The following is an 18,428-nucleotide window of genomic DNA, read 5'->3' on the forward strand; positions in this document are numbered from 1 at the left end:
CCGAGCAGCAGGTTGCCTGCGCCGTTCTTGATCAGGTTGCCGCTGCCGCCGAGGCTTCCGTTCAGCCCAGGTGTTGCTGCCGGCGAGGGTGAGGTCGCCATTGAGCGTGACCTGGTGTGTGAGAATGACCGAGGCGCTGCTGTCCAGCGTTGCCGGTCGGCGACGGTCAGGGCGCCGAGGCCCAGCGAGGTATTGTTGCCGACCACCAGGGTGCCGGCATTGAGCTGGGTGCCACCCTGGAAGGCATTGGCGCCGCCAGGGTCAGCACGCCGGCGCCATTCTTGGTGAGGCCGCCGCTGCCGGTGACCAGGCCGTTGAGCGCGAGTCGGCGCTGCCGCCGATGCCAAGGTTGCCGGCCAGGTTGACCTGGTTGTCAGGGCCACGGCCGTGCTGGAATCCAGCACGGTATTGGCCGCGGCGTTGAGCAGGCTGGCGCCGAGTGCAGTGTTGCTGCCCACCACCAGCGTGCCGCTGTTGAGGTTGGTCAGCCGGCGTAGTTGTTGCTGCGCTGAGGGTCAGGGTGCTGGCGCCGTTCTTGTTCAAGCCGCCGGTGCCGCTGATGTTGCCGGTCAGGGTCAGCGGGTTGCTGCCACTCAGGTTCAACTGGCCATTGACGCTCAGGGCGTTGCCGAGCGTCATCGGGCCGGCGGTATCCAGGGTGGTACCGGCGGCGGTGCTCAGGGTGCCGCTGCCAGGGCGCTGCCGTTGCCCACCGCCAAGGTACCGGCGGCCAGCACTGTGCCGCCGCCGTAGGTATTGACGCCATTCAGGGTCAGGGTGCCGCTGCCGGTCTTGTTCAGGCTGCCGGTGCCGTCGATGACACCATCGAGGGTCAGCGCGTTGCTGCCGACCGGCAGGTTCAGGACGGAGTTCAGGTGGACATTGTTGGCCAGCGCCAGCGCAGTGGTGCCCACCAGGGTGGACACGCCGCCGACGGTGATATCGCCACTGCCGATGGCGCCGGCGTTGCTCAGGGCCAGGGTACCGCCGAGCAGCGTGGTGCCGTTGTAGGTGTTGGTGCCGGTGAGGGTCAGGTTGGTCGGGCCGACCTTGACCAGGCTGCCGGTGCCATCGATCAGCCCGCTTAGGGTCAGGTCGGCAGTCCCACCGACGTTGACTGCGCCGTTGAGGGTGATGGCCGTACCGAGGTTGAGCGCGGTGTTGGCGTCCAGGGTACTGCCGGCATTGGCCAGCAGCCTGCCCGATCCCAGCGCGCCGGCATTACCGACGACCAGGCGCCCGCGTTGAGCTGGGTATCGCCGCTGTAGGTGTTGACTGCGTTGAGGATCAGGTCGGCCGTGCCGTTCTTGATCAGGCCGGCGCCAGCGACACCGTCGATCACACCATTCAGGCCCAGGGCCGAGGTACCGCCGATGGTCAGGTTGCCGGCGAGATCCACGCGGTTGAGGATGGAAACGGCCGTGCTGGCATCCAGGGTGGTGTTGGCCGCGGCGGTCAGCCGGCTATTGGGTTGCCCAGCGCAGTACTGGAGCCGAGATCAGGGTACCGGCGTTGAGCCGGGTACCGCCGACGTAGGTGCTGGCGCCGCCGAGGGTCAGGGCCGCCGAGCCGTTCTTGGTCAGCCCGCCATTACCGGAGATGCTGCCGTTGATGGCCAGGTCGTTGCTGCCGGCGAGGTTCAGGTTGCCCAGCAACTGCACGGCGTTGTTGATGATGCGCGAGGCATCGCTGTCCAGCGTGGTGTTGGCCGAAGTCCGCAGGCTGCCGATACCGATGGCGGCGTCGTTGGCGATCACCAGCCTGCCGTTGGTCAGTTGCACGACACCGTTGTAGCTGGCGTTGGCACCTGCCAGCGTGAGGTCGCCAGCGCCGCTCTTGATCAGCGAACCGGTGCCGCTGAGCACGCCGCCAAGGGTGGTGGCGGTGCTGTTGGTCAGGGTCAGGTTGCGGGTCGCCAGGTTGATGTTATTGGCGAGCGAGAGCCCGCTGGCATCCAGGCTGGAGTTGGCGCTCAGGGTCAGTTGGCCGGTGCCCAGGCCAGTGGCGTTCTGCAGGATGAGAGTGCCGCCACCCAGCGTCGAGTTGCCGGTGAAATCGTTGGCACCGCTCAGGGTCAGGGTATTGGTCCCGGCCTTGTTCAGCCCGCCGGTACCGGAAATCTTGCCCGCCAGGGTCAGGTCGTTGCTGCCGGTCAGGGTCAGGTTGCCGTTGAGCTGGATCAGGTTGGTCAGGGTCTGGGCGGTACTGGTGTCCAGCGCCCCGTACCGCCGACGCCGGCAGTGATGGTACCGCCGCCGGTGGCCCCGGCGGTGCCGAGGATCAGCTTGCCGGCATTGATGTTGAGGCCGCCACCGAAGTTGTTGGCGCCGCTCAGGGTCAGGTCGGCGGTGCCGGTCTTGGTCAGCGAACCGGTGCCGTTGATCGCCCCGCCCAGGGTCAGGGCAGCGCCACTGTTCACCGTCAGGTTGGCGCCGTTGAGCAAGATGGCATTGTTCACGGACAACGCGCTCGAGTTCGCCAGGGTGCTGGCGCCGGTCACGTTCAGGCCCTGGGTTCCAAGCGCCGCGGCATTGCCGAGGGTCAGGGTGCCGGCGGCCAGGGTGGTGCCGCCGCTGAAGTCGTTGGCGCCGCTGAGGGTCAGGTTGCCGGTGCCGGTCTTGGTCAGGCGCCAGCACCGGTGAGCACGCCGGACAGGACCAGGCCATTGGCGCTGTTGCTGACCAGCAGGCCATTGGTACGAGGGTGATGCCGTTGCTCACCGTCGCACCCGCTACCGCAGCACCGAGACCGCCGCCGTTGGCGGTAATGGTTGCGCCGGTAAGGGCCGCGCTGTCCACATTGAGCAGGCCGCCGTTGAGCGTGACCGCCGGGTTGACGGTGCCGCCCGCGAACAGCTGGTTGGTCAGGGACCAAGTACCGCTGGTGATATTCAGGTTGCTGAAATTGACGAACTTGCTGCCGTCGATGGTGCCAGAGCCCGTCAGCCCGACGCCGCCACCGATGGTGTTATGCAGATTGAGCGTGTTGCCGTTGTTGGCGGTACCGCCGTCGACGATACCCGCCGCCACGTAGGCGAGGCCAAGTCCACCGAGCACGCCCAGATTGACACCGACGCCCGCCCCGCCGCTCATCACGGAACCGGTGATGGCGTTGAAGGTGTTGGCGCCGGCGCCGGCACCCAGGTTGATACTGCCGGTGACCGTACCGGCGTTGGTGAAGGTGTTGCCTGCGGCCGAAGCCTGCATCGCCACGCGGCCGGTGATAAGGCCGGACGCATTGTTGGTCAGCACGTTCCTGGCCCCGCCGCGCAGCGCGATCACGGCCATGTCTTCCGGCAGTACAGCGGCGCTGAGCAGCGCAGTGCCGCTGATCAGGCCGGTGTTATTCACCGTGGTGGTGCCACCCGCGCCGTTCTGCACCACCAGGCCGATCCCGCCGAGGCCCAGCAGGTTCGCCCCGAGCAGGCTGGACGTGCCCATGATCTGGCCGGTGGAGAGGTTGTTTACCAGCACCGTGCTGCCAGCGGCATTGCTGAGGTTAAGACCGGAAGCCAGGGAAACCAGGCCCGGCAGCAGCGAAGGGTCGATACGCCCGGCGTTGTTCACGGTGGTGCCGGTACCAGTGAGCGACACCGCGTTGACTGCGTCGATAACGCCAGGATAGATCTGCGCGCCGTTCTGCACGTTGACCGTCAGGCCGCTGGTCGAAGTGACCAGGCCCACGGTGATGCCAGTACAGGAAATCGTGGAACCGACTGTCGTACACAGGGCCTGTGCCTGTGGACTGAAGAATCCGGAAACCATCCCGGCTGCCGCCATGCTGACGGCCAGCGGCAAGGGTGCAAAACGAGCGGTAAAGGTTTTCTTGGCGAATCTTCTGTCCACGTGCGACTCCTTCGTGGATCAGGCAAATCCGTCTCTGAATGCGTGCTAGAGCTTTGAGGAACTACACACACTGCATGTCGAAAAGCCTGACCTTGGCGAATACAGGTTCCATATGGGGAGAGATTTGTAGCCAAAAAATTGGATCCACGCCGGACAATTCGTACACGCGCTTAGTATTAATTCTTTAGTGATAACCCCTATGAACATGGGTGAAACCGAGGTGTCATGCGGGTTTGAGCCGACGAACGGTCAAGGGTGAATGAAATTTCCTTCAGGCTTGTCGACTTATGAAATTATTTCTAAATGTTTCAAAACTTGCTTTTGATAAGCTTTCGAATGGCAAAACATTCGAACGGATGATCCGATAGCTTCCGCCTCGGCGATCGATCCAGGCTGATTGACGACCCGCTACCCTTCTGAGTATCGTCCCGCCTCCCTCCTTCCCGGCACCACTGTTGTGCACCGCCCAGGCGTTGATTCGCGAAGCGGTCATCCATCTCGCCGGCACTTAATGGCCGCCGCTTAATGGCGAGCCTGGTTTTTCACATCAAGTGCACGAGGATGCTTTCATGCTCATTCGTCAGGCCACCAACGCCGACCACCCACTGCTGCTCGACCTCTGGCTGCGCTCCGTTCGCGCCACCCACCACTTCCTGCAACCGTCCGACATAGAAGCGCTGCTACCGCAGCTGCGTGACACCTACCTGCCTGCTGTCGAGTTATGGGTAGCGGTGGATGACCTGGACCTACCAACAGGCTTTATCGGCCTGAATGAAAGCCATGTGGAAATGCTCTTCATCGAACCGGACCTGCGCGGCCAGGGGATTGGCCGCGCGCTGCTGGACCACGCCCGCCATTCGCGCAGCGGGCTGAGTGTCGATGTCAACGAACAGAACCCCGAGGCGGCGGGCTTTTATCTGCACTACGGATTCGTGCAGACCGGCCGCTCGCCGCTGGATGGCGAGGGGCGGCCGTTTCCGTTGTTGCATATGAGGTTGGAGGGCTGAGGCCGGGGGTTGCTCCCGGGTTGTTATGCCCTTGTAGATCAGGAAGGCCCGCTTGGATGCGGGCCTTTTTAGCGTTTGGTACCTGTTTCATCCTGCCCGAGCAGAAAATTAATCTGTCTCGTTTGCCCCTCGCCCGTCGCGAAGCCCCATGCCCACATCATCGATAAGTGCCTTCACCTGCTCGCCCAGATAATGGGCTGCCCAGACCGGAGCGCCGCCTTCGTCATCCACGCCACCGATTAGGGTCAAGCGGTTGATGCAGTCCATCAGCACGGACGCCTGAGCCAGCGCCTCAGTGCTCGGTACTCCAGGATTCACACGGAACAAGGGCTCACTGACGGCAGTGCAGTTACTGAACGTAGCGATGCCAGCGGTGGTGTTTACCGGGCTGAAATTCATTCGGGAATTCATGACGAGCATCGACCTCTTCCATGGTGAATGCCCGAGCCTACCAAAAACCCGTTTTGGGATAAACCTGTTTCAGGTTTATTAGGTAGGTCGGCTTATCAACCGGCACACCACGATGAAGACGATTCACACCGCTGCTTATCAACGCTTCCTTCTCCTGCTGGTCAAGGCACGGAAGGAGGCCGGACTCACACAACAGGAGCTGTCGGAGCGGCTGGGAAGGCCTCAATCGTACGTTTCCAAGTTCGAGCGGGGAGAACGGAGACTGGATGTGATCGAGTTTCTGGAGATCGCGAGGAGCCTGGGGGTGATCCACACAAGATGCTTGAAGAGATTGGCTCGGTGCTGGATTGAGGCGGTCGGTAAAAATGATCTTTCATAGGCTTGAGTGCAGCCCACCCCGTGGCAATCCGTCTAGCTCTGTCTAGTACAGGTCAAACATTTCCGGCACCACCGGCAATGTGAGACGGCGCCTGGCCCAGCTTTACCGACACGACTTGGCGCATGAACTTAAGCACCCAGACGATACTGGTTCTGTCTCATACCTGTCTGACATTTCGTAAAGTCATGCCCAAGTACTTGGAATTATCAGATTGGGTTTGGCTGCCGTCCGAAGTGCTTTTCTCGGTGACAATTTGGGCACAAAGCAAGGGCGTTCTCTACAGTATCGTGCCCCCATCAGCTAAGCGCCTGATGTGATGAACCTCCAGGTAGAGACTGCCATTCGGACGCTGAAATGGAGCGGGCAAACGACACCTTTCACAAACACCCTTGGCACGAAGCAGTACCTCAGCAACGACATCGGGATTGCGGCGAAACGTTTTTACAATCTGGTGCCTTACCTGAGGCACAGGATTGGCGTGGTCAAGGCGTTTGGCTCGGTCAGAAGCAGAATCAGCAATTGCATCGGCCACCTGTTGGGCAAAAATCTCGTCTTCATCCGTAGTTTTCACCACTGGCGATAGCCTCAGAAGCAACTCGTCATAGAGGCTGCGAAGTGATGATTGCTTGGCTTGCGTATTGGAGGAAACAGAATCAAGGTACTCAATATGGCCACCCAACGACTGCAGGGCGGGAAGTAGAGCTGCGGGACCGACATCATCTGTCAGTCGAGTCACCATGTACCTCAGCGCTTCCACCTGAGGCGTCAACTTTAGGGTTCTCCCCCTCCGCAGCCCATCATATGCCCGAAGGTAGGCATTAACGGTCTTTGTTTTTAAACCGTACTCGTTCTCTAACGTTCTTTGCGCCTCAGTGTATGTGATCCTACGGTCCCAGACATCAGCACCTAGGCGGTAAGCCGCCTGGTACATTTGTTCAGTTACAACCATCCTCACCATATCGGCTCTCCTTGAGAAAAGGGGTCAGATCTTATTCGCAGGCGGTCATGCAGACACCGGGCTGGGGCTAGCCGGTGAGGTGCTTGGTTTTCACGCTCATTCGCGGCGAAATAGTAATCACAGTGCCGTTCGGGACTGCCATTCGGGACAGATTTATTTTTCACCGCTTACAGATACTTGATCCTTTTCGGCATTGCCTTGCGACTCTGCTTCTCCCCCGGCCCCATCAACGGCACCGCATGGGAATACCAGTGCCGGCGAATGCCGTTTTCCGAAATAGGCGCTTCGTCCCACGGCCCGAGCCCGACGCAGAGAAACTCGAACAACACCGTGCTGGGGTGCCCGAAATCACGCCCGAGCTGCTGGCCCAGGCCGCTGTAATAGGCGTGAATCAGCTCATGGGCCAGGCCAATGGCAGGCGGACGGCTGAGATTGAGCGGATTGCTGGCATAGGGATTCCAGCCGATCACGGATTCGGCACCATTGGCGGACGGTGAAACATCGCGCAGCGCTGCGAGGGTCGCGACCAGCGCATGGTTCTGCGCCCGTGGCGACAGGCGTGCCGGCAGTGGATTGCCAGCGATCCAGCCGGCCACTTCATGGAGCGTGATGCCGATGTTGTAGCCCCCGGCGTCAAGCGAGCGGCCCAGGGTCTGGTCATTGAAGTAGCCCTCGTTGGAACTGGTCCAGCGCAGGTAACGACGGTCGGCCAGCAGCCCCCATTGGTTGGCGTACTGGCGGGCCTTTTCAAGCCGGGCGAAGAACCCCGTGCCGGCGCCCGGCACCGCATCCAGCAGAAGCTCGGGAGAGCTGTTGATCATATGGGTCAGCCAGCTCGCCTGGGCATAGTGCGGCACATTGATGCGATTGAGCGCCGCCTGGGTGACGCCGCCGATCATGCTCGCCGGGGTCAGCTCCTCGGCCACCAGGTTCATCGCCCCACCGCCTCGCGTCGCCACCGTGTTCCCTCCCTGCGACGGCAGGATCGACACCACGCTGGCTGCCGACAACGGCAGCAGGATCTGCCGACCGGCCGGGGTCGCATGGATGTAGCGCAGCGCATCACCGACCAGGCCGCGGAACGTCGCGGGAAAGGTCATGAACTGTGCCACGCCAGTCACCGGATGGTTGCCGATGTAGTTGTCATCCCCCGTCACCACCGCAATCCCCGGCGGCCCCTGATGCCAGGACTGATCGGTTTCACGCCAGTATTCGACTGTCTGCACCATGGTTGCATCCTTGCTGGTGGGGGCATGGGGATGGCGAAATAACATCGCATCCGGACCACCGATGGTTGTAGACGGCGCGGGCCCGGCAGTCAATCAGGGAAAGGGCCGGCACACCTTCTAGAGCCGAGGAAGAAGATGTCCGTAACCGGCAGCGCGAGTGAAGTCGCTCAGGCGCCAAAGACTCCCGTTCGCCCCCATGTGCCATCGACGATGTCCACCAATTGAATCGACGTCATCAGCATCCGCTGATCATCCTCTCCTCTGCATCGCTCAATAGCCTGGTGCAGGCCCGATACGTAATCCGCGCGCATCTGCTCGTCCAGAACTCCGGCTGGCACCTTGACCAGGACGATGCAAGGAATGGCCTGAGCGTGCACGTTCAGGCCACCACATAACCAGCTGGCCGCCTGCACCTCCTCGATAAGCACCCAACACAGGCTACGCTGCCGTGGATCGTTGCCTATACGCTCGTGCGCAATGGCCGCCTCGCTGACACGCTTCAACAGGTTTTCACGTTGCGGCGCGCTGAAAGCACCGGTAGGCACCTTGATAAGGATATTGGGCATGGCTGAAACCTTGGCGATGAATTGGACTTTATTTGGCCCGTCATTCGCGTCTGGCAAAAGTGTCCGATCCGTCCTTTTTCGAGCATAATCCGACAATGCATGATTTCACGATTGTGGTCGTACCCGGCGCATTCGCCTCTAGCGTGACCTCCACGCTGGACATCCTCGCCACCGCAGCAACCATCGCTGAACAACGCGGCCTCGCCACACCGCGCTGGCGGATCTGCGGCCCTCAGCCTGGGCACGTGACACTGGGCCATGGCCTGGCGCTGCAGGTGGAACCGATAGAGCAGAGTGCCGAAGACAACTCCTGCTGGGTCATACCGGGCATAGGCATCAGTAATGTCGAGCACCTTGAAGAGCGCCTCGCGGAACCCTGGTCAGCGCCCTTCCTGACTGCGTTGGCCAATCACGTCCGGAACGGCAAGGAAGTTGCCGCATCCTGCTCGGCCGTCTTTCTACTCCACGCAGCAGGGCTACTTGACGGGAGGCGGGTTACAACTTCCTGGTGGCTGGCTCCGCACCTGCAGGCCCTTGCTCCAGGCTGCCGCGTAGACCCGGACTTCATGGTGCTGGCCGATCCCCCGCTAACCACAGCGGGCGCCGCCTTCGCGCAAACCGACCTGATACTGCACCTGCTGCGCCGGCGCCTCACACCTGACATCGCTGACAGGGTAGGCAAGGCACTCCTGCTGGACCGCCGGCAACTGCAGTCGCCTTTCATCATCCCCGCCGTGCTGGTGCAAGGTAATGCCCTGGTATCGCGCCTGACCGCCCAGATCGAAGACTCGCTGCCGGAGCTTACCGGCGTGAGGGCGCTGGCCGAGAGCGTCGGCATGTCGGAACGAACCTTGTCGCGCCACGTGCACAAAGCGACGGGGCACTCGACCCGACAGCTCATCCAGCGGGTGCAGCTCAACAAGGCAAGAGCGCTACTGGAATCCGGCCAATATTCTGTCGAGGAAATTGCGACACGGGTGGGATATAGGGACCCAACGGCGCTTAGGCGTTTGATGCGTCGTCTGTTGGATGTGACTCCGCGGCAATTGCGTCTTGGTTGATTGGCTTGCAGGGGAGCTGGTTTTTCCGACTGATGTTGGTCGGTGGAAAAGGGACTCGGAATAGGGACGGATTTATTTCTCTTTGCTCCATCCAACCACTAGTTTTAACTTTGCCCCCTCCTGACGGAGGAGAGAATAAATCTGCCCCCTTTTCCCTGCCACTGGCGTTCGCGCCACCGAGCTGGCCTTGCTAGAAGCCGCAGAAGCGCTGTATCTAAATGGGGCCACTTCAAAGGAGCTTAAACATGACGAAGTCATTCGAGCAGAGAGTCCAGGACGAGCTAGACAAGAAACCTCTGGGAAAGCGAGAAACCAATGTTCGGTTGACACTCCAAGAGGTCGAAACCCTGCTAGCTCTGTGTGAAGATGTGCCAATCGACGTAAGTCAATATGAGCTCTGGTGGCATATGAACAACCTGGAAGTAAAGCTGATTGATGCCAAAAGCCGAATTCAAGGGACGTCTATGGAGACGCGATTGATAACAAGGCAAAGGAAGAAAGGAAGAACTAGGCAGGCATTTGGCCAGAAAGGGGACGGCCAGAAAGGGCGCAGAAAGGGGACAGATCTATTTTTGCCTAAGCCCCTCCAGCCCCTAAAACCAAAAAAGGCCTGCATTCACTGCAAGCCTTGATTTTTCTGGTGCGGAGACAGGAATCGTATCAACACGAAAGAGGCTGAATTCAATGGGTATCGTTCTTCAGGCTATGACTCATTATCTCTAAAATTATCCTCAGCCTGTTTCTAGGCTCCCGGCCGCCGTGAAAAAACCTGACAGGATGATGAAATGCGCTGAGGCATTCTGCCATCCATTCGCTAAGGTCAGCTTCAGGCTCTTCTAGAGGATTGCAGTTATCGACATTAAGCTGCCTTTACCAAAAGGGAGCAATCGGGCATGAGCGGCCATCAAGACGCGCAGCACTGCGAAATTTCGCTTAACTGTTGTACCTTGGACCAATCCTTGAGCAGGGCTCTGAAGGATTACGAGGACGGGATGGCGGTTAGTCGGAATGACATGCGCCGACTAACCTACACCATGAGAGCTGCACGAGAGTTCTCAACCAGGGTTCGCAGGCAACTCGAATACATGCTCAGCGCCGAACCAGGCTGTGATCTGAGCTAGCGCTGCCGGGCTTAGCAGTTGAGTAAAAAGCAAAGCTAAACGGACTTTGGGACGAGAACACGCGACGTAGAAGAGGTTACGATTGCTTTCGAATTTCTCACGCCTGTTCGCCGGTGGCCCCGGCTGAAACCACTCAAGCATTTCAGCGAAATTATATTGGTTCCAGCCTCGGCCCAGCACAACGATCACGTTTTCGAACTCAGCTCCCTTTACCCCGTGTTTTGTCGCGAACGGCGTATGCCCATCGATGAATTGGTCCAGCGCTATCAGCTCCGAGTAAGGAACTTCCCTTAGCTTTCGAAGCTGAGTAATCCTGCGCGGCTCGTCCTCACCTGGTTCTACACCGGCGTCCTGTAACCCTTGCTCATTTCGTAGCACCGCATTGGGGAGTTGCATCTGCGGTACGGCCATGATGTGGTCAATCACCTCGCCGATGGTACCGGTCAACCTCAGTTCGAGAAGCGCCTCCATTGCCTCAGTCCAAGCGACTTTGTCGCTGTGCCTTTGAATCGTTGGCCGATCGCTTGCCAGGTGCCCAAACATGGCGCCGTATCTACGCTGTTGATATGCGACACATGCTGGCTCAAGCTGATCTGCCAGATACTTGATATGGGGATCTTCCTTCTTCAGCCAGGGATCGTTGAACTGTCCAAAAATCGGAGGGATCGAGGAGTACCCCTGCTCACGAGCAATGCCTCTGTGGTTCAAAATCAGAATCTTGGTCTTCTGGGGAGAGAGGTCCCATCCTTCGACGTTTAGCTGAACTTTCAAGCATTCGAAGTAAGCACGAGCCGCTTCAGGGCTGGTGTCGCCAGTCCAGTGTCCACCCCCGGCTCCCGTGCGCCGTGCTCCAGGCCAGCGATTGGTATGGAACACCCGGGCTTCACCGATCAAGTCCGGATCTCTTACCTCTTGTTGCAAGCCTGGTCGCATCTGATTCAACACATCGACAATCCGCGATGCCGAGCGAAAATTCGCATTTTTTTCGATCGGCTGGAGTGCCTCATGCTCTACCAGGCCGCAGCCCTCATCGTAAATTTTTTGCCAATGGTCACCAAACAGGCCAATCATCGGCCCCTCACCGCGATCTAGAAACCACGATTTCAGTGCACCGACAAAATGCTCATCCGTGTCCTGATACTCGTCGACAAACAGGATCGGATATCGGGACGTCAATACGGCCCTAAACTTCGGAGACGGAAGCGCCTGAACCATCAAGGTCAGAACATCTTCGTGCCGAATCGAGACTTCGTCCTCCGATACGCGTGGAATACCCATTTCGTAATGGATGCGCCTGTTGCCTACGCCTCCCACCGTTTCAAAGCGATCTTGCCAAAAAGCTTCTGCGCCAAGGAATGCTCTCAGTGATGATTGAAAGTCTCTGAGCAATGACCAGCAGAAACCATGCACAGTCTCGGCTTGAATTGCAGGGTGCGCCTGGAAGCGAGAGATGATCTCGTCTTTTGCCACATTGGTGTAAGTGATACACGCGACTTGCTGACGCTCCCGGATCAAAGCTGGACCTCGGTGCTCAATCAATCGACTCAGTGCCTTCTCCAGCGAATAGGTCTTACCAGCTCCAGCACCTGCTTCCAGGCGAAAGCTTTGACCTTCGTCCAAACAAGCGAACATGCGCTCCAGAGCTTCTCGCCCTGCTCTGTCCGCGGGGCTTTCCTGAATGTCAGGCATCGCCTTGCCCTCCTTCAGCGGCCACTGCTTCGCCAACAACCTCAACCACTGCGGCCATGGTCCGAGCAGCCATTTGGGTATCAACGACCGGCGCCCCGACTGCGAGCCAACGCAATCCTTCAGCGATGTATCTAGGCACGTTCCAGTTCGTATCATCGATCGCGTATTTCAACGCAAAAGCTGACTTTTTCTGGTCCGCCGCATGCTCGTAAGCTAGGGATGCCACATCGCCCTGCCCCAGCTGAAATCGATCAAGGTTCGCCAGGATGAACGCGTCCTCAAAGCTTCTGCCTGAAGGCCCGGGTTCGTTCCCCTCCGGAATTTGGTAGGCGATGCGCCTCAATCCTCTGGTCTTCTCTGCTGACGTTTTCGCCAGCAGTTGGGCAGGAGTGACTTCGGCCTCAAACCAGTCTTTGAGGCAGGCATTGCTCGTGTACAGCCCCTCCGCAACAGGACAGGCGTTTCGTTTTCTCTCTGCGTTCGGCTTAACGGAGTCAATGTCAGTCACGATCAGCGTACGCAGTTCCAGGAAATTAAGAAGGTCATGGAACCGATGTGCGTATGCGCCGCCAACCTCCATAACCGTCAAATACTGACTTGCCAGCTGAGGCTCACCGACCGCAGCTGCATCAGTTTTGGCGATCATGGTTGGCAGCAGCAATCGTTCTGATGTTCCCTCGATCAAGATGGCTTTGTCCGCAAAGAAAAGGTCGCAGCGAGTGAGCGTCAGGTACTGATACAGAAAATCTCTGTCCGGTGCTGGAGCCCCGCCCATACCCCACCTCAAGTCCTTGACCTTGGACTGCCGAATTCCGTGTTCATCGGTCATAGAGAGAAAGTAACGCATGGTTTCGAAGCGCGCTTCGTTGGCCATGTGCGGAGAGTGGGTAGAAATTACAAACTGCACTGGCCAAGGACGGCTGTCATTCAGTTGCTGCTCGAACGCGCCCTTGATCAGGTGCAATTGTCGGATGAAGACCTCCTGCATTTGCGGATGCAAATGGGCCTCAGGCTCCTCAATGAAGATTAGGTGTACGCTTGCTGCTGCGGGCGTAGCTTGGAACTCCCTGAAGAATTTCAGTAATTGCAGAAGTATGTACACCAGGTTACGGACGCCGAGTCCGTTGTAGCTTTCCGGGAGGGTCAGGCCGTTTACCCCCCTGTATCTGACCTGCGTGTGGTCTTTAAGCAGGCGCTCGACATCGAAAGTGGTCACGGTGGTGAGGCCTGGGTCATCTAAGCCTGGATAGCCGAAAAGCTCGAACGTAGGGAGCAGCGAGGTCAATCCGGCGTTGAAACCGTCATGCAGCTCCTTTTGAATCTTCTCCACTGCGCCATGGAGCTGTTCGGCTGTGGTTCGCTTCTCGGGATCTGTGGGGTCGGTCAATGCCGATTGGAACAGTACCTCCACCACCTTCCCAAGAACATCGCGCTCTCGGTGTGTATCGTCATCTAGGCCCCGTTGCGCATTGATGAATCCGCCACGGATCAACGTAGTGAGTGCTTTAAGGTCGAGGTCCTTGCGGTTCGTAGGATCGTTGGGGTCGACCGCTTCCAGGCGAGGCTCGTAGGCCGCGGCCAGGCGTTTCTTTATCAGGCTGAAAAAGCCAGGACGTTGATCCCCCTGCTCCGCGTTGGGAGCAATGATTTCCGCGAAAAGCGACTCAAGGGCTGTCGCCCGTGGTCCATAGGTCAAGACGATGCGCGCACAAGAACAATCTGGATCTAGGTCTACGATACATTCGCTGAGCGGCCCCAGATCTGGGGCATCAATGTCATAGGAAATGTCCAGTGTGACCCTAACAACGGGAAGCATGGCGGCAACATCGGAGCGGGCTATCTCGCCGTGAAATGCATTGAAGGCCGTCCAAAACTCTTCGTGACTTCCCAGGGAGAAATCCTCAAGCCTGAAAGAGGGAGCCCTGTCTGAAAGGAGCCGACGAAACACCTCAGCGATGGAGGTTTTGCCACAGTTGTTGCGTCCGACAATCAGCGTCGTGCCGTCTTCTAGGCCAAGGCTGACATTCTGAAGCAGTCTGAAATTTTGAATCTCAACGCGCTCGATCCGCATGATGTCCCTACCGTGAAATCGTATGGCCATCACTGTAGATGCTGAATTGGAGCAGTCAATGTCAGGACAATTCTCCTCAACGCACTCGCTGTCCGCGACCAATAGGTTTGGATGGGAAGCAGCCATTCACGAATGACCGCTTCCGGCCCAGGCGGTGTGAAAATCTTCGTCGCGATCAGGCTGGTTAGAAAACAACCCGAATTTCGCGCTTCTACGCGAATTGTGGGTAGCCTGAATAGCTAAGCTTTGACAGATTTCACGAAAGCTCGCGTTCGAGCAGAAAATGCTCCGAACACATGAATGTAATTGCAGCAACTAAATCGCTTAGATAGACTCGACCTCAATCTAACTACCAATGGTGTCACATGAAAACCTACAGCTACATACCCTACTACCAAGGGCCAACCCCGACTAATCCAATGCGAGACGAACTCTCCACCGATGAGCAAGAGCAGAAGCTTGAGGCATTCTACGCAGACATAGCAACTCACTTTGAGGATATAGGCTGCACAGTTAAAAGGAACAGCGTTGGCTTGATTAGCATTACAACAGATATGCCTGAGAAGGACTGCCATGATATTGTTAAAGGGCTACTAATTAGCCTAGACCTGCGTGCTGATAAACTTTAAGGAACCCAATAGATGACTCGTGTGGCAGTGGAGGCTACCACCAAAAAGCACCATAAAACCAAGAATTGGGCACCTATCGCTGCCATTGCATTAATGATTTGCACAACGGCAGTAGCAGCACCTTGGCTCTGGCAATTCTCTGCATCCGGGTTAAGCACAAGCCCTGCTGATTGGGGCGTGTTTGGCGACTACTTCGGGGGGTACTGTCAACTTTAATATCCGTTCTTGGATTCATCGGCATCATAGCCACTATAAAAACTCAATCAGATACCATTTCTACTCAGCTTTCTGGAATCGCTCAGGAAAAGGAAATTCGAGACGATGAGGTTTATAGCAAACAATCGCTTGAATGCCTTAACGAAGCCTTGGATAAGCTTAAGAGCCCCTTAGATGGCAAACTCTATAGAAGCCGTCTTGCATGGCTGGAATCTGCCCGCCTAATAGTCACTGCACAGGATCTTGCTGGCCGCATCAAAAGCGATAGCATGCAGCATACCTATAAGGCAGCAGAGAAGGTGATTCGCTCTAAATTTAGCACTATGCTCAACCCTGACAACAGCCCTGAGACAATGCAGCCCAGTTACTTCTACCACATGGATTGGGATCGCTGGATCACAGGGCAACGACAAGAACCAATACACGAAACTTCAGCCTATGTAATCTATAAATTTGCTAGCTGGCAAAGCGATACAGTTGATGAGCTTGACTCTGTGGAGAAGGTAGATTTCAAAAATATCAGTGAGCGATACTTTGGCGCCCGTCACTTCCTTGAAAATGGCAAGGATCAAAAATAGCGGACGAAAAAAGGGGACAGATTTTTTGCCATCCCCTAAAACAAAAAAGGCCTGCATTCACTGCAAGCCCTGATTTTTCTGGTGCCGGAGACAGGAATCGAACCTGCGACCTTCGCGTTACGAGTTAGATGCTCTTATGTTTTACCAATCTTCATCACCCCTACAGACCTATGCAGAATGGGCCTTTCAGCTTAGTCTTGGCTTAACGAACCATCACCCAGATGGACCATTTTTGATAGCCCGTGCTAGCCCAGCGCTAGCCAAGCGATTCAGGTTGAAGCCACGATGAAGCTGAAGTTCACCAAGACCGCACTGATGGCCATCGAGCCGCCGGCTATTAACCGCTTGAATGTCTACGATACCGAGATCCCCAAGCTGGTACTTCGCATTACCGCAGCAGGCAGCCGTACCTTTTATGTGATCAAGCGGGTTGCTGGCGCCATGGAGTGGGTCAAACTCGGATCCTTCCCCGAGATGACGGTCGAGCAGGCCCGCACCAATGCACAGAAGGTGCTCAGCGAATTCGCCACCGGGGCCAATCCAGCAGCCGTCCGTCGAGCGATCCGAGAGGAGCCCACTTTCCTCGACGTGTTCCAGCAGTACCTGTCTGAAAAGAAAAAGCGCGACGGCTCCCCGCTTAGTGAACGCACCAAACGCGACTATACGGATGTGGTGAACATGTATCTGGCGCCAATCCATAGCAGCAAGCTGTCGCAGATAACACGGTCCGAAATAAAGACGATTCACTCTAGGACGACGAAGAAAAGCCCCGCTCAAGCTGATCGCGCGATCATCGTCGTCTCGTCGGTCTACAACTTTGCTGCTGACCTCGAAATGTTCACCGGCAGCAATCCTGCAAGCCGCATCCAGAAAAACCCTGCACCCTCTCGGGACCGGTTCGCTCTGGCACCCGAACTCCCCTATCTGATGGAAGCCATCGCGGAATCGGATCTCTGTGACTTCTTCTTATTGTCATTGCTGACTGGGGCGCGCCGCTCGAACGTGCAAGAAATGGCATGGCGCGACCTCGATATGGATGCGGCCGTCTGGCGCCTTGGCATGACGAAAAACGGTACTCCCCAGAATGTCACCCTTTCACCAGAAGCCGTAACCACACTCAGAAACCGGCAGCGCCAAACGAAAGGATCCAGCTTTGTGTTCCCAGGCTCCGGTAAGACGGGTCACCTGGTAGAGCCCAAGAAGGCATGGGCGACGGTACTGCGACGCGCCAGCATGCGCCGTCTACTGGACCTCCTGGAGCAGAATGAGAAACTGAGCTCCGATGAACGCCAATTCGCCGATGCGCTGCTTCTGAGCGCATCCGCAAAAGCAGATAAGCAATATCGGGCTCTGGCGAATGAACTGGGTATTGATCCTGCTCTTTACGACATGGCAGATCTACGCATTCACGATCTGCGTCGCACCCTCGGGAGCTGGCAAGCCAAAACGGGGGCATCACTCGCGATCATCGGCAAGAGCCTTAACCACAAGACGCACCAGGCAACACAGATTTATGCACGGCTAGATTTAGACCCTGTACGTCAGTCGGTCAATACAGCAACGCAGGCGATGCTTGAAGCGGCAGGCAGGAAAAGACCCGCCGATGTGGTGAGCCTTCCTCGAAAAACCAGCACAATCTGACAAGGCAAGCATTCTGTGAACCAAGATATTGTTGAGCCTCAACACAGACTCAAGCGTCAAGTAGCTTGCGTGGGACTCTTGCAGGGTGAGTTCCTAAACTTCGTATGGGCGGAAGCTCCCGCGACATATGATGAACTCAACGCGCGATTTGTACGGCTGCTTTCTGAACTGGACAGCGCCGGTGGGCTGCCCCCAATTCTCGTCATGCAGCTTTTCGACGCTCTTGAGCAAAAGGCATTCGCTGAAATACGTAAACCAACGGCTCTGGCCGAGACAACACGTCCCGACGACCTCGCTGCAAAACTTCCCAAGCGTTATATAAAAGTCGCCAAGGCTGTTCGAAAACACGCTTACAAAGAAATGCAATCCAACCAAGCGAAGAGCGCAAGCAGAAGACCTCGGCCCGCAGGAAAACATCCTGATCGAGACAGGGTGATCAACCTATTGCGAGAGAGGCTCGCAAACGGGCAATTTGTGCCAGGTCGAAAACTGGAGATCGCCAAATTCGTGAGAGAAATCTACGACAGCTACCCTCGCCTAGGCCGCCACGAGACGATCAGAAACTGGGTAAAGAATCATTTGAAAACACACACCTAACGCCCTGCCCGTGAGGAAATACAGCTTCATTTTCCCGACTATAGCCCTGACCGGTCATGACACGCAGGGCTTCACGTAGCCCTGCCTAGCTTAATTTCGTACAGGGCTCCATCATGAAACACCCAAACACTGATCAGATCGAGACGATCAAGGCCGAGATTGCGGCGCAGCTTGGTCATGACCCCAAAAATCCGCCTGTTCATGTAGACGACAAGCAAGCAGCCCAAGTCTTGGGGGCTAAGACAAGCACCCTCTCTGTCTGGCGTTCAACCGGGCGTTACAACCTTCCCTTCCTCAAAGTTGGCCGTTTGGTGCGCTATCGGGTGAGCGATCTGGCCATCTTCCTGGCTCGCCGCACTGCTGACCATACGGGACAACCGCTCTAGCTAGTCCTTGCACAACCGACCTGACTATCTCGTATGGATGCGCA

The 18,428-nt window shown here is 57.3% G+C and carries 19 protein-coding genes and 3 pseudogenes; 9 read left to right on the plus strand and 13 right to left on the minus strand.

The features are described from left to right. Positions 1-261: 261 nt before the first annotated feature. The 6 genes and pseudogenes from CSV86_RS29450 to CSV86_RS32550 all read right to left on the minus strand — a co-directional run bounded on the left by CSV86_RS29450 (position 262) and on the right by CSV86_RS32550 (position 2,626). Positions 262-639 carry a hypothetical protein gene (locus tag CSV86_RS29450; protein WP_170395299.1) on the minus strand — a complete coding sequence of 126 codons (378 nt, stop codon included), beginning with the start codon at positions 637-639 and terminating at the stop codon, positions 262-264. Between the two features lie 38 nt (positions 640-677). Continuing rightward, a complete protein-coding gene (locus CSV86_RS29455; protein ID WP_170395302.1) occupies positions 678-926 on the minus strand; it encodes an autotransporter-associated beta strand repeat-containing protein in 249 nt (82 codons plus the stop codon). Positions 927-983: 57 nt separating this feature from the next. Then, positions 984-1,193 (minus strand): annotated as a pseudogene (locus tag CSV86_RS33140) (hypothetical protein); the annotation flags it as partial. Beyond that, positions 1,091-1,399: an autotransporter-associated beta strand repeat-containing protein gene (locus tag CSV86_RS29460; RefSeq protein WP_170395305.1), complete on the minus strand. Its 309-nt coding sequence runs from the start codon at positions 1,397-1,399 to the stop codon at positions 1,091-1,093. The pseudogene CSV86_RS33140 and the gene CSV86_RS29460, both read right to left, overlap by 103 nt. A gap of 64 nt (positions 1,400-1,463) precedes the next feature. Further along, positions 1,464-2,216 (minus strand): autotransporter-associated beta strand repeat-containing protein, encoded by a 753-nt coding sequence (locus tag CSV86_RS32545; RefSeq protein ID WP_240160687.1) that lies wholly within the window; start codon positions 2,214-2,216, stop codon positions 1,464-1,466. Then, positions 2,189-2,626, minus strand: a complete 438-nt coding sequence (locus CSV86_RS32550) for an autotransporter-associated beta strand repeat-containing protein (RefSeq protein ID WP_311985912.1) — start codon at positions 2,624-2,626, stop codon at positions 2,189-2,191. Before CSV86_RS32550 ends, CSV86_RS32545 begins: the two co-directional genes overlap by 28 nt. A 1,788-nt stretch (positions 2,627-4,414) precedes the next feature. Between CSV86_RS32550 and CSV86_RS29470 the strand changes: the two genes are divergently transcribed. Beyond that, positions 4,415-4,852, plus strand: a complete 438-nt coding sequence (locus CSV86_RS29470) for an acetyltransferase (RefSeq protein ID WP_009402711.1) — start codon at positions 4,415-4,417, stop codon at positions 4,850-4,852. A gap of 108 nt (positions 4,853-4,960) precedes the next feature. Here CSV86_RS29470 and CSV86_RS29475 read toward each other — a convergent pair whose 3' ends face one another. Further along, positions 4,961-5,272, minus strand: coding sequence for a DUF3077 domain-containing protein (locus CSV86_RS29475; protein ID WP_009402714.1), 312 nt, complete (start codon positions 5,270-5,272; stop codon positions 4,961-4,963). 103 nt (positions 5,273-5,375) lie between these two features. Between CSV86_RS29475 and CSV86_RS29480 the strand changes: the two genes are divergently transcribed. Beyond that, the gene (locus CSV86_RS29480; RefSeq protein ID WP_170395311.1) at positions 5,376-5,642 is read left to right on the plus strand and encodes a helix-turn-helix domain-containing protein; all 267 of its coding nucleotides are present in this window, start codon (positions 5,376-5,378) and stop codon (positions 5,640-5,642) included. Between the two features lie 206 nt (positions 5,643-5,848). Here the strand turns inward: CSV86_RS29480 and CSV86_RS33720 are convergent. The 4 genes and pseudogenes from CSV86_RS33720 to CSV86_RS29495 form a co-directional block, all read right to left on the minus strand. After that, positions 5,849-5,908 (minus strand): annotated as a pseudogene (locus tag CSV86_RS33720) (hypothetical protein); the annotation flags it as partial. An 11-nt stretch (positions 5,909-5,919) separates the two neighbouring features. Further along, positions 5,920-6,381: an HNH endonuclease signature motif containing protein gene (locus CSV86_RS29485; protein ID WP_240160672.1), complete on the minus strand. Its 462-nt coding sequence runs from the start codon at positions 6,379-6,381 to the stop codon at positions 5,920-5,922. Between the two features lie 386 nt (positions 6,382-6,767). After that, positions 6,768-7,829 (minus strand): type III secretion system effector protein, encoded by a 1,062-nt coding sequence (locus CSV86_RS29490; protein WP_009402721.1) that lies wholly within the window; start codon positions 7,827-7,829, stop codon positions 6,768-6,770. A gap of 117 nt (positions 7,830-7,946) precedes the next feature. Continuing rightward, positions 7,947-8,395 (minus strand): annotated as a pseudogene (locus CSV86_RS29495) (tautomerase family protein). 95 nt (positions 8,396-8,490) lie between these two features. On the opposite strand from CSV86_RS29495, the gene CSV86_RS29500 reads away from it, so the two are divergent. Further along, positions 8,491-9,456 (plus strand): GlxA family transcriptional regulator, encoded by a 966-nt coding sequence (locus CSV86_RS29500; protein WP_009402723.1) that lies wholly within the window; start codon positions 8,491-8,493, stop codon positions 9,454-9,456. Between the two features lie 245 nt (positions 9,457-9,701). Beyond that, positions 9,702-10,088, plus strand: a complete 387-nt coding sequence (locus tag CSV86_RS29505; RefSeq protein ID WP_170395314.1) for a hypothetical protein — start codon at positions 9,702-9,704, stop codon at positions 10,086-10,088. A 423-nt stretch (positions 10,089-10,511) separates the two neighbouring features. Here CSV86_RS29505 and CSV86_RS29510 read toward each other — a convergent pair whose 3' ends face one another. Both CSV86_RS29510 and CSV86_RS29515 read right to left on the minus strand, forming a co-directional pair. After that, entirely contained in the window at positions 10,512-12,266 is a 1,755-nt protein-coding gene (locus tag CSV86_RS29510; RefSeq protein ID WP_009402725.1) for a UvrD-helicase domain-containing protein, read from the minus strand. Then, positions 12,259-14,337: an ATP-dependent nuclease gene (locus tag CSV86_RS29515; RefSeq protein WP_037061228.1), complete on the minus strand. Its 2,079-nt coding sequence runs from the start codon at positions 14,335-14,337 to the stop codon at positions 12,259-12,261. The genes CSV86_RS29510 and CSV86_RS29515 overlap by 8 nt, the downstream gene beginning before the upstream one ends. A gap of 365 nt (positions 14,338-14,702) precedes the next feature. Between CSV86_RS29515 and CSV86_RS29520 the strand changes: the two genes are divergently transcribed. The 5 genes from CSV86_RS29520 (at position 14,703) to CSV86_RS29540 (ending at position 18,384) form a co-directional block, all read left to right on the plus strand. Next, positions 14,703-14,966, plus strand: a complete 264-nt coding sequence (locus tag CSV86_RS29520) for a hypothetical protein (RefSeq protein ID WP_009402727.1) — start codon at positions 14,703-14,705, stop codon at positions 14,964-14,966. Positions 14,967-15,136: 170 nt separating this feature from the next. Then, complete coding sequence (locus tag CSV86_RS29525; RefSeq protein ID WP_158487727.1) at positions 15,137-15,760, plus strand: hypothetical protein; 624 nt, start codon at positions 15,137-15,139, stop codon at positions 15,758-15,760. 285 nt (positions 15,761-16,045) lie between these two features. After that, positions 16,046-17,401, plus strand: a complete 1,356-nt coding sequence (locus CSV86_RS29530; RefSeq protein WP_009402730.1) for a tyrosine-type recombinase/integrase — start codon at positions 16,046-16,048, stop codon at positions 17,399-17,401. Positions 17,402-17,416: 15 nt separating this feature from the next. After that, positions 17,417-17,998, plus strand: a complete 582-nt coding sequence (locus tag CSV86_RS29535; protein ID WP_158487728.1) for a hypothetical protein — start codon at positions 17,417-17,419, stop codon at positions 17,996-17,998. Positions 17,999-18,111: 113 nt separating this feature from the next. Beyond that, on the plus strand, positions 18,112-18,384 hold the full coding sequence (locus CSV86_RS29540) for a helix-turn-helix domain-containing protein (RefSeq protein ID WP_080604783.1): 273 nt from the start codon (positions 18,112-18,114) through the stop codon (positions 18,382-18,384). Positions 18,385-18,428: the final 44 nt, after the last annotated feature.

Source organism: Pseudomonas bharatica CSV86, assembly GCF_000319305.2.
GTDB lineage: Bacteria > Pseudomonadota > Gammaproteobacteria > Pseudomonadales > Pseudomonadaceae > Aquipseudomonas > Aquipseudomonas bharatica.